Origin of the sequence: Paenibacillus sp. KACC 21273, assembly GCF_028736095.1 — a bacterium.
GTDB lineage: Bacteria > Bacillota > Bacilli > Paenibacillales > Paenibacillaceae > Saccharibacillus > Saccharibacillus kyungheensis.
The window spans coordinates 3623955-3636311 of sequence record NZ_CP117876.1 but is presented as its reverse complement, the minus strand read 5'-3'; the positions used below and the strand labels follow the sequence as shown (position 1 = coordinate 3636311).

General features: G+C 39.1%; 15 protein-coding genes. 14 read left to right on the top strand and 1 reads right to left on the bottom strand.

The window, feature by feature from the left end; all coding sequences use genetic code 11:
• Positions 1–286: 286 nt before the first annotated feature.
• Positions 287–1906, bottom strand: a complete 1620-nt coding sequence (gene cimA, locus PQ460_RS15925) for a citramalate synthase (protein ID WP_274170423.1) — start codon at positions 1904–1906, stop codon at positions 287–289.
• A 186-nt stretch (positions 1907–2092) separates the two neighbouring features.
• On the opposite strand from cimA, the gene PQ460_RS15920 reads away from it, so the two are divergent.
• The 14 genes from PQ460_RS15920 (at position 2093) to PQ460_RS15855 (ending at position 12296) form a co-directional block, all read left to right on the top strand.
• Positions 2093–2653, top strand: coding sequence for an Imm50 family immunity protein (locus PQ460_RS15920; protein ID WP_274170422.1), 561 nt, complete (start codon positions 2093–2095; stop codon positions 2651–2653).
• 81 nt (positions 2654–2734) lie between these two features.
• Positions 2735–3190, top strand: coding sequence for a hypothetical protein (locus PQ460_RS15915; protein ID WP_274170421.1), 456 nt, complete (start codon positions 2735–2737; stop codon positions 3188–3190).
• A complete protein-coding gene (locus PQ460_RS15910) occupies positions 3187–3729 on the top strand; it encodes a hypothetical protein (RefSeq protein ID WP_274170420.1) in 543 nt (180 codons plus the stop codon). The genes PQ460_RS15915 and PQ460_RS15910 overlap by 4 nt, the downstream gene beginning before the upstream one ends.
• A gap of 13 nt (positions 3730–3742) precedes the next feature.
• Positions 3743–4219, top strand: coding sequence for a hypothetical protein (locus PQ460_RS15905; protein WP_274170419.1), 477 nt, complete (start codon positions 3743–3745; stop codon positions 4217–4219).
• Positions 4220–4377: 158 nt separating this feature from the next.
• The gene (locus PQ460_RS15900) at positions 4378–5997 is read left to right on the top strand and encodes a HEAT repeat domain-containing protein (RefSeq protein ID WP_274170418.1); all 1620 of its coding nucleotides are present in this window, start codon (positions 4378–4380) and stop codon (positions 5995–5997) included.
• Positions 5998–6035: 38 nt separating this feature from the next.
• Positions 6036–6413, top strand: coding sequence for a hypothetical protein (locus PQ460_RS15895; RefSeq protein ID WP_274170417.1), 378 nt, complete (start codon positions 6036–6038; stop codon positions 6411–6413).
• A 42-nt stretch (positions 6414–6455) separates the two neighbouring features.
• On the top strand, positions 6456–6833 hold the full coding sequence (locus PQ460_RS15890; protein ID WP_204824726.1) for a hypothetical protein: 378 nt from the start codon (positions 6456–6458) through the stop codon (positions 6831–6833).
• 11 nt (positions 6834–6844) lie between these two features.
• A complete protein-coding gene (locus PQ460_RS15885) occupies positions 6845–7192 on the top strand; it encodes a hypothetical protein (RefSeq protein ID WP_274170416.1) in 348 nt (115 codons plus the stop codon).
• A gap of 90 nt (positions 7193–7282) precedes the next feature.
• Positions 7283–7729: a DUF6386 family protein gene (locus PQ460_RS15880; RefSeq protein WP_274170415.1), complete on the top strand. Its 447-nt coding sequence runs from the start codon at positions 7283–7285 to the stop codon at positions 7727–7729.
• Between the two features lie 14 nt (positions 7730–7743).
• Complete coding sequence (locus PQ460_RS15875; RefSeq protein ID WP_274170414.1) at positions 7744–8250, top strand: DUF6756 family protein; 507 nt, start codon at positions 7744–7746, stop codon at positions 8248–8250.
• The gene (locus PQ460_RS15870) at positions 8243–8452 is read left to right on the top strand and encodes an Imm26 family immunity protein (protein ID WP_274170413.1); all 210 of its coding nucleotides are present in this window, start codon (positions 8243–8245) and stop codon (positions 8450–8452) included. Before PQ460_RS15875 ends, PQ460_RS15870 begins: the two co-directional genes overlap by 8 nt.
• A gap of 495 nt (positions 8453–8947) precedes the next feature.
• Complete coding sequence (locus PQ460_RS15865) at positions 8948–10180, top strand: DNA polymerase IV (RefSeq protein ID WP_443147218.1); 1233 nt, start codon at positions 8948–8950, stop codon at positions 10178–10180.
• A gap of 214 nt (positions 10181–10394) precedes the next feature.
• Positions 10395–10637 carry a ferredoxin gene (locus PQ460_RS15860; RefSeq protein ID WP_273615629.1) on the top strand — a complete coding sequence of 81 codons (243 nt, stop codon included), beginning with the start codon at positions 10395–10397 and terminating at the stop codon, positions 10635–10637.
• A 237-nt stretch (positions 10638–10874) separates the two neighbouring features.
• On the top strand, positions 10875–12296 hold the full coding sequence (locus tag PQ460_RS15855) for a L,D-transpeptidase (RefSeq protein ID WP_274170411.1): 1422 nt from the start codon (positions 10875–10877) through the stop codon (positions 12294–12296).
• Positions 12297–12357 lie beyond the last annotated feature (61 nt).

The following is a 12357-nucleotide window of genomic DNA, read 5'->3' as shown; positions in this document are numbered from 1 at the left end:
CCCCTCTCTTTATTAGACTCTCCATACGCTATGGGGAGTCACTTTTTTTATTGTGTTGTGTATGGTCATTATAATTTAGAAGGAAGTCATAAAATAAGGTTCTAGAAGCATATCTCAAAAAGATATACGATCCAGAACCTTATTTTGATATAAACTATACAAATTATAAATTCTAAATACAGATATCGATTACAGTGATACATCATAATGAGAGTCTTTAATAACATCTTGTAACGCTATGAAGCATTACAGTGCGAAGTTATCTTGAAGATACGTATATTCATAATTAATGATTAACGATACCATGAACAGAAGGGCCGTTCGAGATATTCTGATCCGGTAAAGCTTGACCAATCAATGCATAACGAATACTATCTACCAATGCTTCCCAACTGGCTTCGATAACGTTAGCAGATACACCGACGGTACTCCATGTATTTCTCAAATTCTGCGACTCGATCAATACACGAACTTTAGAAGCGGTTGCGTCTGCTTCATCCAATACACGAACTTTATAATCGGATAGATGCATTTCACGCAAATTCGGATAATGTTCAACCAAAGCTTTACGAAGTGCATTATCCAGTGCATTTACAGGTCCATTACCTTCTGCGGCTGTATAGATACTTTCTCCGCCGATTCTGAGTTTGACAAAAGCTTCAGACACAACAGCAGACCCCGCATTTTTTTCAACTAACATTTTGAAAGATTCAAAAACAAATAACTCTTTGATCTCACCATTAGCTTCACGCAACAGCAATTCAAGAGAAGCATCTGCACCTTCAAATTGATATCCTTGATGTTCCAGATCTTTGATTTTACCGATGATCTGTTTGGTATTTTCATTTTCAGGGTCAAGGATTAGATCCATTTCTTTTGCTTTGGAAAGGATATTGCTTTGTCCTGCTAATTCAGAGACGAGAATACGTTGTTTGTTACCAATTTTCTCAGGTTCGATATGCTCATACGTTCTAGAATCACGCAAAATAGCGGAAACATGAATGCCACCTTTGTGAGCAAATGCAGCATTACCTACATAAGGCTGATTCACAGGCATATGCACATTCGCAATTTCACTGACATATCGTGCGGTGTTGGTAAGTTGAGACAATTGATCATTGCTGATGCAGGTGTAATCCATTTTCAACTGTAATGTTGGTAAGATCGAACACAGATTAGCATTACCACAACGCTCACCATATCCATTCATCGTACCCTGAATTTGTCTTGCTCCGGCTTGAACAGCGCTTAATGTATTAGCTACAGCTAGTTCGCAATCGTTATGTGTATGAATTCCTAGAGGAGCGCCGCCTAGTTCAAGATTTAATCTGGATACGATTTCATAAATTTCATGAGGAAGTGTACCACCATTGGTATCGCACATAGTCAACCAATCAGCACCAGCTTCACGCGCAGTGCGCAATACGGATACAGCATATTCAGGATTGTTTTTGTATCCATCAAAAAAATGCTCGGCATCAAAAATCAGTTCCATGCCTTGTTGCTTCATGTAGGAGATCGAGTCTGCTATCATCGCTAGATTTTCTTCGAGTGTCGTCTGAAGTGCAGTATGCACATGGAAATCCCATGATTTACCGACCAATGTAGCTGCTTGTGCACCTGATTCAATCATCCGTTTGAGATTATCGTCCTGATGGGCAACACTCCCCTTGCGACGTGTACTACCAAATGCTGTGATTTTGGCGTTCAGTCCAAGTGTTTGGACTCGTTTGAAAAACTCGATGTCTTTACCATTACTGCCTGGAATACCGCCTTCAATATAATGAACACCAAGCTCATCAAGTTTTTTGGCAATTTTGAGTTTGTCATCTGCAGACAAGCTGATCCCTTCACCTTGAGTACCATCACGAAGCGTAGTGTCGAAAATCGATATGGACTTTGACATAATGGGGAGTCCTCCTTCATTTGTGCAAAAAAATGAATACTTGTTTTTTAGTGTTTCGTTAATCATTTGTGAAGTGGGGTGTCAATAAAGCATTGTTTTTTAGTATAATTTATTATTATATCACCTGACTCATGTAAGGGATACGATAATTTTGATTTTATTTAGTTTACTAGGAGGCATTACAACATGCAATTACATATTCAAAAAGTTGAACAAAATAACAAGGTATTCACACTTTATTATACGTCTGAACAACCATTACCTTTTGATCCACACGATGTAGTGATGGTATCTGCGGGTGATTATGTTGTAGCAAGTGTCCGTGAATTAACAGCAGATCATATTCAATTATACATTTCAACAGATGAGTCGCTTGTATGGGGCGACCAAATTGTGATTCAATTGGCATTCTCGCCAACGGTATCGATTGTAGGTAGCAAAGATATTATTGCAACATTGGGTCATTTCCCTGATTTTGAACATGGAATCATTACCGATCATCATATTGGCAAAGATCAGGTAGAGTTAGATGTTCAATTGGCAGAACCTTTTGCAGATCATACAATCAAGCTTACGTTTTTAGAAGCGACAGAGATTGAATTTTCTGCACCGGATGTAGAAAAAAATGAAATCGCTGAAATGGATTTTCGTTATGATGAGACATTAATGGTGGTTGATATTGAAGCGGCACAAGGGATGTCAGGAAGTTTCTTCTGTGGCGGAATCAAAGCCGAATTCAAATCATAAGTTGAGTTGAAAGTGACAGCAGACTTAAGATGAAGAACTTCGAATGAATATTGATAGGTAAGATATAAAGGAGGCTGAAATGTGCCTAATTTAGAAGATTATAATCAACCGCTATCTGATCAAATTGTGTTTATTGTAGAACAAGGAAATCGGTTGCATCAAGATCACAAATGGGAGCAAGCGTTAGACAAATATACAGAGGCTTGGGAGTTGCTTCCAGAGCCTATAGCGCATTGGGATCTTACTGAATGGATTGCTTCTTGTAAAATGAGCATCTATATGGATCGCCAAGATTATCAAAAGGCTCACGAATGGGCGCTGATTGCTGTAGAAGCGGTAAAAGATAATCCCAGACATACTTCAGCCAAAATTAATGTCGGTATAACCTGTTATGAAACAGGTGCTATGTCCGACGCATATACATGGTTTGAACAAGCGCATCAATTCGGGGGAGCACGTGCTTTTCAAGGATTTGATCACAAATATCTACAATTCTATACACAGATGAAGCAAGTGGAGAAAGGAGAGGTCAAATGACAGTTTCTTTGGATCAATTAACGATTCAAGACATTCCATGGAATCGGATCACTACGCCTTATGGGAGAGCCACAGAAGTCCCTCAAATGATCGCTAAAAGAAATTATAGTGGTCTGTCCAATATCGTAGAACATCAATTGACATTATGGCAGGTCACCCCATGGATACTATTCTTTTTGTTAAAAGAATTATCTCTTCAATCGCCAGATGAAGTTAGTGTAGTAGAGATTGATTTGTATGCAGGAGTGATAGAAGCTCTTTCTGAACATGAACAGTTGGAAGATACGGAGCAGACATTGGAGACGATGCCTCTTTTATTAGAAGAAGTGTATCTTTGGGATCAAGATGATCAAGACGATGAATTAGAGTGGGAAAATGAAGAACCACGTGGATATGATTCAGAAGTCTTTTTCAATTATTATGTCTACAGTTATCTCCTTCTAAAGCAAGCTCTACCTGTATTTGAAAATATCTCACGTCACACGACTGATCCAGATATGCAAAATACGTTACAGGACTGCATGGAGTACTTGGAATAAGGAGGATAGATTTGTGGAGTATATCAAATCATTTTTTGAAGACGAAATATATTATTTTGAAGTGGATGATCAACAGATTGCTTATCGCCAAATTGTAGTGACAGACACAGATTCCAAAGTGTCTATTGCTCCTAATTTTATGCTCGCTGAAACAGAAGTTGAATACGAATCTCATGAAAAGATCGGTGTGGTTGAATTTGAAATTGCCTGGGAATCAGCGATCTCCAAATATCGCAAACAGTGGGATTATTACAAACAACGGTATCTACCCGGTGATTCAGTAACAGGAGTATTACGCATGTTCTATCCGCAAGGATGTATTATTCAGTTAGATGAGCATACGTATGCTATTGCAGATCGAGCGATGTTACCTGAAGAAATTGATGGACTTCCTCTTGGAATAGGGATTGTAATAGCAGGTAAAGTGAGCGGGTACGATGAACAGAACTTATGGGTACAATTGGATCAGTGTACTGTTGACCATATATAAGCTGATAATCATGTAATGAAAGGAGCTTGCTACGATGATCTATGGGTCAGAGATTGTTGTATCACGATCTTTTTATGATTTCTGAACATCAGACTCAAACATAGAACGCAGAAAAATAGGAAGGTGAATGTATGAGTGGCATCAAAAAGAGTAGGCGTATGTCTATTCATGTAGAGTATTTATTAGATCAATTGTATGAGCAAGAATCGGTCGACCTTCTTGTTCAAATTAAAGAAAGTGGACAGTTAGCTGCGATTCCGTATCTCAAATCTTTTTTGTTTTCAGAACGAGCTGACATCGTGAGAGCTGCTGAAAATGCAATTAGTGATCTGTTACTACAATGCCCTGTGAGTGAATTGATCTGGTTAAGTGAACGCTGTCGCGAAACACTTCCTTTTCATTATCAACAACGTGGCAAAGCATGGATTGAGCTTCGCCCAGAGACAGTATTGCATTGGTCTAACGATATTCATCCTATTCAGATCATTATGGCTAGCTTTCATTGGGATGGATATGTGCGTGAAGTGGCAGTACAACGATTAAGCCAATTTCAAAATGGATCAGAAATCCCATGGTTGCTGATTCGATTAAATGATTGGGTATCTCCTATTCGATTCAAAGCTTATCGTGCATTGAAACAAAAAATACATATTCGTAATACTGAATACTTTATTCAGTCGATCTGGTTAGTACAGCGATTAGTAGGGCGTGGCAAAGAGCATCATGAATTGTTGAATACACAGATTCAACAGCTTATTGCGCAACCTGAAGCTCGGTCTGCTTTGGAACATTATATGCATTCGACAGATGTCTATATTCGTCAGTTTTGCTACAACATGATGTTGAAAACAGAAGCGGCAGATCGATATGCTTTATTCACTTCTGCTTTACAAGATCATGCTTTAGTCATTCGTCTATGGGCTGCTCGTCAAATTGATCAAGCGATCGAAGTCGATAAAGATTCGTCTGAGAAGATATCGAATCAATGGCTAGATATCGTGTATATGATGTTAGCCGATCATTTCCCGGCTTTGCGTCGTCTGGCACTGGATATATTAAGTTATCATTTTCCAATGCAAGCCGAGACTGCGTTAATTGATGGTCTGATGAGTCATAATCTGACGATTCGCGAGACAGCACGTCGTCATTTGCCCAAAATCAAACCAATACCCTATGTCGAATATTATTTGGATCAGATATGGAATGGAAATGAGTCCTCTCTGGCTGTCGCAATCGTTGGATTAGGAGAGACGGGGACAGCAGAAGATGCTGAAGTTATAGCTGAATACAAAGATCATACACAGATTAAAGTACGTAAAGCTGTGTTGACAGCTTTGGGTAAATTAAAGCCTACCGCTTATATAGATGTTTTCTCTCAAGCTTTAGTAGATCCGCAACCCGGCGTATCCAAAATAGCGAAACAGACGCTTATCCAATACACGTATATGTTAGATCGAGAACGATTGATCCAACTGGTGCTAAATTGTCCATTGTCCCATATTTCGCGCAATGCTCTTCGTATTCTGTTTGCTTTTGACTCCTGGCAAAGTTTAGATAGTTTATTGCGAATATTAGTCCAAACCGAGCATAGAATAGTAGAGCATACAGTGAATCATTTACTAGACAGTTGGATCACCAAAGCAAATTCTCAATTTCGAGCAGAACTTCCTATTGAAATGAAAAAACAGCTTTTATGCTATTTAGAGCAAAGTAAGAATGTATTGGGTCAAGGTAAGCATCGTACTCTGGAATGGATTATTCAACTGGATAGCAAGTAATTGATGGCAAGAAGGCAATAAGAGTGGAGGAGTACAAAATGAATGAATTTCTTAGAGAGCAAAATGATCATCGGGATGGACGCTTACGAGCGATAGAAGTGAATCAAGCCGAGATTATTGCTTTTCAAAAAGCGATGTTGTACTTGAAATTTTCTTGTGAGGAAACAGATTCATTATTGTATGCTGGGAGCGATTCGCTCAATAGTCTACTTTATAAAATGATGAAAGCAAGCGATATGGCTGAGCTTGAAGCTTCTTTTTACAATAAAACGTCATCGGTGAATGAAGCATTTGTTGAACAAAAAGTAAAACGGCTGGAACAAGAACAACCTTATGTACAGCCACCGTCTCAAGAACAAGCCAACGAAATCATGAAGTCGTATATGTATCCATTTCTATCTTCGAATCAAACCTAAATTGTGAACAGATGTCATTCAATAAGAAATGAGGATGAACAAATGAGAACGATTACGTATAAGCATAGTAAAGCTGATGGACTACTAGGATATGAATTATTGCCTGCACGTTATGGTGAGAAGTGGGATCAGATTCAAGCCGATTCTGTGTTTATTTATGCCGGTGATTTTGATTATTTGATTCCTTATTTGAAAAAGCATTATCCTATTGTTGATCCAGTGACTAATGATCGGTATGGTTACTTTGATACCTCTGGTTTTAATCCGATAGCCAAAGCACTCTGGACCAATATATTAGCAGAAATGAAAGCTTATCAGACCAAAGATCGTGAGCTCAAAGCATTTATCCGCTCGCTGGTTACCTGGTTAGAGATTCAATTAGAATGGGCAGATGAGATTATTATTTTCGGGAATTTATGAGGTGAGTCATCGTGGGTTGGGAATACGGTATTCAATGTATAGAAGAAGATGGCATAAGTAAAGAACAGCAAGCCAGGCAGTTAATCGAGCAGTTGAGCCAAGCTTTGGTTACGTTAGATCTGGGTGATATGGTGATTGAGCAGGTAGACGATGGATTGGTTATCACAGATCCTTCTTATACAGATTGGCCAGATGTGGCACAGATTCAAGTGGAGCAGGCTGATCTAGCAATCGAATCTATAGCCGAAGGTGAAGTGTATATTTATTGTTTATTTCATCGACATGATGCACCTGTACGACGAATGATTGATACCATCCAAACAATTATTTCTATAGAAGATCAGTGGATTGAATTGTAAATGATCATAAAAGTGCTGGAAGAGATGAGATTGTAATCAGGATCAGATGTGTACATGATGAAATGAGTATAATTAAGGAGGAACGACCCAATGTCTAACCAAATTCAAGTGATGACAGATACAGCAACACTTTGTATTTATGACCTGCAAGCACTCAAGCATCGATTGGAAGATACATCAGATTGGTGGTCTATTCCTGAAGATGAATTGTTAGAAGTGAATCTAGGGAATATTGCTTTTCTTAATGTAGGCGCAGATGGATTATATACTATGCAACAGGTAGATGAGATCGAACAACCCGTAGTTCAATTATGGATCAATGTTCCTTCCGGTCAATTGTACGCAGGAGCAGCGGAAAATGTGACAGGGGGCGAGCTAGAACCAGAAGATGGGGACAGTGGACAATATATAACGGTTGAGCCAGGCGTATATCATTTGAAATTAGGACGAACACAGCAAAATATTGAATTTGCTTTGTTACGAACTGAACAGGCAACCGCTAAAAATCAGTTTGAAGATTTGATTCGTATTGGATAAGGAGGTCAGTATATATGTCTGGTCAACATTATGCTAGTACAAGGGATGAAATAGAACACCTCGTACAACACTATCGTATTCCAGCCCCTCGCTTTCACGAAGTAGGTAAAATGCAGTGGCCATCTATACTTTCAACAATCACACAAACGTTTATCATGTCTTCACATGCAGGAAGCGAATCTGCATTAATGCGAGGATACAATCATTTGCAAGAACCGCATGTAAGTTATCAGGTAGGAACAGAAGGGTACCGAGAGATTGCTAAACTGATTGATCGCACCGAACAAGTCTGGTTTCTCGCTCCTGAACGCTTTTATAGTGGTAAACAATATTGGGTGTATGAAGCTTATGTAGATGTGATTCAATGGATAATTGAACAAACAGGAATGACTGAATATTATATCGTCTCCAAAAAGCTACAATGGTTATTATGTGAGACTCATCATGAAGTCATCATCGGCACAGGTGAACCAATAAGTGGACGTATTCAGAAGCGCAAAAAGGAGCTAGACGATGTTTGAAAAAGCAAAATATAAAGCAGGCGATATTTTGGTCATTCCAATAAAAGACAATCGCTTGGCGATCTGTCAGGTTATTAGTGCTCTGTATGACCGATTTAAAAAGGTGTTTTCATTTGGTGTACTCTGTATCCAAGAGGATCAATTCTATCGCAGTGAGCAACATAACGACAGGTCGCCTGATGATTCCAGTGATCTGTATTAACAGTATAGATCGTGTATTCTTCTGCACAATTTGATGGACGTGTATCCCAGAATAGTAAGTCCTTTTCTCGACTTATCGCAAAAGGAGCTGCATATTCAAATAACGATTTTGATCCGTCAGACGCCATTGCGGCTTTTTGTAATACAACTTCAGCATCTAATATCTCATCGAATCAATTCCACCAATTGTAATATTGCGTTAACCACGAATTAGTATCATCTCCAAGTGGAATAAAGATTTGAAATGATCCACATAACTCTCCATATCCCAATGTCTATTTCAATAACTCCGAACATTTGTACTTATTTTTGCATCATATCATAGGCTAAATGAAACAGATACGATATAATAGAATAATAAGATATCTATTGTAGGCGATTCGGCTGATAGAGCATAATCCATAGGGTAAAGACTGCACAGGCAAGGAGGATGATCAGCTTGAGGCACCATGCCAATTACTACCCTGCCAAAGGAAGAGTCATTTTGCATGTAGATATGAATGCTTTTTATTGTTCTGTTCATACAGCAGAAGAACCGGAAAAATATCAAGGCAAGCCCACAGCTGTCGCAGGTAGTGTTGAACTGCGCAAAGGAATTGTGGTTACTTCTTCTTACGAAGCGAGAAAGCGTGGCGTGAAAACAGGCATGCTGGTTAGAGAAGCATTGCAGAAATGTCCGAATCTGATCTTAATTTCGCCTGACTTTTATTTATACAAACAATACTCAATGGCATTCATGAATATTGCGTATAGTTACACACCGATGTTGCAAGCAACGTCAATTGATGAATGCTACTTGGATATCACAGGTTCAAGTCAATTTGGCACGCCACCTCAGATTGCGGAACAGTTGCAACAACGGATCTGGGAAGAGTTACATTTACCTTGTTCGATAGGAATTGCGCCTAATAAATTACTAGCAAAAATGGCTTCAGATATGAAAAAACCTAAAGGTATTTCGATATTGCGTATACGGGATATGCCCAAGTTATTATGGGATAAGCCATGCGGACAATTGTTTGGCATCGGCGGGAAAACATCTGCCAAATTAGTAGATATGGGCATTCGCACGATAGGGCAACTTGCAGCAGCAGATGAAGCCAGATTAACAGCTAGATTTGGTGTAATGGGAAGCTGGCTCAAGCAAGCGGCAAATGGGATAGATCATTCGCCTGTAGAGATTGATCGGGAAGTCAGTAAGTCGATAGGGCATACTACAACATTGCCTGCTGATATTCAAGATCGTGACGATATCAGAAGAGTGATGCTTAATCTAAGCGATCAAGTATGTCGCCGATTGCGTCGTCAGAAATTAATCGCTCAGACGATTCAGATTACGATTCGCACACCTGATATGAAAACAATCACTCGCTCCAAGTCACTAGCTGTTCCTACAGAAACGGCGGATGAAGTGTATCGTGAAGCTTGTGCACTATATGATCGTCATTGGGGAGATCGTGCGCCTGTTCGATTATTAGGAGTGGCTCTTCAGAATTTACAGCCCAAAGAAGAAGCTGCTTTGCAAATGGACTTGTTTGATTATAATCGTCAGCCAGTCAAAGAGCAGTTAAATGAAGTAATGGATAAGTTACGCGATAAATTTGGTGAAAGTGCGATACTAACAGCAGGTATGTTAGGCAATGATCCTTCAGTCCTGATTCGTAATCACAAAATTAGAGGCACTTCATTGCAAAAAGATGGTATGATTTTGCCAGGCATGGAAGAATAATCAGTAAGTAATGATTCAATATTGATCTATATTGTTTAAATTTTAATCAATAATTGGATTCGTAGTACAGGTGTGTTACAATTTGTGTACTGGTAATTGTTGGTTATTCATTTGAAATAATATATCTTTTATATTATATTGTGAGTATATGTACACTGGTGTCAGTTCTTAAAAAAAGACAACTGGTAAGTAACGATAGGAGGCATATATAAAGATGGGGAAATATAGTTGGGTTGACAAAGATACATGTATCGCTTGTGGTGCTTGTGGAGCAACAGCTCCAGACATTTACGATTATGATGATGAAGGTTTGGCTGAAGTGATTTATGAAGGTGATGCTAACCGCGGTATTATGGCAATTCCAGACGATATGTTTGATGATTTGCAAGATGCTTGTGACGGTTGTCCTACAGATTCAATCAAAATTGCTGATGAGCCTTTCGCTCAAGCTGAATAAGTTTTACTAGTGTACTAAATAGAAGTACATGGTCCGATAAAAGGCGTTGCAGAGACGAAATGTGTCTCTCAACGCCTTTTATAATCTCATTTTGAAGTAACTTGAAGAAATACACAGATTAGCCGATATACATAGTATTGCATTATATTTTAAATATAAAATAGCTATCCCTAAACTGTACATACTATAGAGACAATATAGACTATTGGAGCGTAGTGTCCATGCTGGAGGTAATAAATGAAAAATCTACTCTATCTAAAGCGTTATGTCAAAATGCACCCCAACAACAGAATGGGCTGGTATTTGCTTGGCAAAGAATATGAATCCGATGGACAAATGGGTAAAGCTAATTACTGTTACAACAAAGCTGGAGATGTATATGAAGCTTTTGAACATAGTAAAGTGCCTGCGGATATTTTGAAAGATTATGAAGCTAAGCTTATGGAGATGGCTGAAAAAAGAGATCGCAAAATTCGTCGTTGGCGATATAGTGTGTTTGCTATATTATTACTGTTTTTAATCACGTTGCGTTCTGTAGAAGCTCCTCATGCCACAGATCAGACGCTTGCAGATCGTTCTTCTCAACATATTGCCAAGCCACCGACCAAAGTAGCATCAGCTACTTCAAAAAAGAAACCAGCAGATACGTTCAAAGGATACTCGGCTCCACTTAGCTTTACAGCAGAAGCTTCGCTAAACAATACCAATGCTTCATTGTCTGCTGTTTCTAAATATATGCGACAACAAATGTTAAAAACAGCCCCACAAGTTGCAGCAGTACTAGGTATGGAAAAGCAAGACGATTGGCTATTATGGACACCGAATATGCCTGTCTTGTATACGATGGCAGCCACCGATCAGCCCGGACAGATCGATCTTCAATCGTATGATCCCAAAGCATGCCAGTGTAAACCCGGAGAATTGGATCATTATCCAAATGAATCGGCGGCTTGGGTACAGCAACAAGAGCAGTTGGTTGTAATGAGAACAGCGATGATCAATTATATAACTGCCAAAGGAAATCTTCCAGAGCAAATGAATCAATTGGAAGCGCCTTTTCCAGGCAATTGGTTAGCAGGTAATTCGGATACGATGAACCAGACGTTTACCGCTTTAAAGAAGCTACAGAGCAGTGGCAGTCAAAGTACTGACGATAGCGGCAATACAATTGGAGACGAAGCATTCTCATCTACACTCGGGAATCATCCTTATTTTACAAAACCACTTGAAGTGATTGTCGATAAACAAAAGCATCGTTTAGCTATAGTTAGTGGATCGATTATTTTACGTAATTATGAAGTAGGGCTTGGTGGAAGTAAAACGCCCGAGGGTACTTTTCAAGTATCGATTAAAGTGATGAATCCAAATGGCAAAGCTAATGGAGAATTTGGTAGTCGGGGTATGCAGTTATCGGATACGAATTATGCTATTCATGGTACCAATGATCCTGATAGTGTAGGTCAAGATGAATCATTAGGATGCGTGCGGATGGATCAAGCCGATGTGGAGGAATTATTTGATATGATTCCGTTAGGAACAAAAGTAACCATTGCCAGTAATGTATTGCCAGGAGACACTTCTGTTCCCTCTGTGCGATTCCAGACAAAACGTACACAAGATCAGACAGATCCTTCACGTCATTATCACTGGTTAAATTAGGATCGTTCCTTGTAGCGACTGGATTGATTCATTATATACCGTTTGAGTTTATGTACACAGT

Bases quoted from the DNA above. Each gene is read 5' to 3' on its own strand.
- cimA (WP_274170423.1), bottom strand. From the start codon at position 1,906: ATGTCAAAGTCCATATCGATTTTCGACACTACGCTTCGTGATGGTACT.
- PQ460_RS15920 (WP_274170422.1), top strand. From the start codon at position 2,093: ATGCAATTACATATTCAAAAAGTTGAACAAAATAACAAGGTATTCACA.
- PQ460_RS15910 (WP_274170420.1), top strand. From the start codon at position 3,187: ATGACAGTTTCTTTGGATCAATTAACGATTCAAGACATTCCATGGAAT.
- PQ460_RS15900 (WP_274170418.1), top strand. From the start codon at position 4,378: ATGTCTATTCATGTAGAGTATTTATTAGATCAATTGTATGAGCAAGAA.
- PQ460_RS15895 (WP_274170417.1), top strand. From the start codon at position 6,036: ATGAATGAATTTCTTAGAGAGCAAAATGATCATCGGGATGGACGCTTA.
- PQ460_RS15890 (WP_204824726.1), top strand. From the start codon at position 6,456: ATGAGAACGATTACGTATAAGCATAGTAAAGCTGATGGACTACTAGGA.
- PQ460_RS15880 (WP_274170415.1), top strand. From the start codon at position 7,283: ATGTCTAACCAAATTCAAGTGATGACAGATACAGCAACACTTTGTATT.
- PQ460_RS15875 (WP_274170414.1), top strand. From the start codon at position 7,744: ATGTCTGGTCAACATTATGCTAGTACAAGGGATGAAATAGAACACCTC.
- PQ460_RS15870 (WP_274170413.1), top strand. From the start codon at position 8,243: ATGTTTGAAAAAGCAAAATATAAAGCAGGCGATATTTTGGTCATTCCA.
- PQ460_RS15865 (WP_443147218.1), top strand. From the start codon at position 8,948: ATGAATGCTTTTTATTGTTCTGTTCATACAGCAGAAGAACCGGAAAAA.
- PQ460_RS15860 (WP_273615629.1), top strand. From the start codon at position 10,395: ATGGGGAAATATAGTTGGGTTGACAAAGATACATGTATCGCTTGTGGT.
- PQ460_RS15855 (WP_274170411.1), top strand. From the start codon at position 10,875: ATGAAAAATCTACTCTATCTAAAGCGTTATGTCAAAATGCACCCCAAC.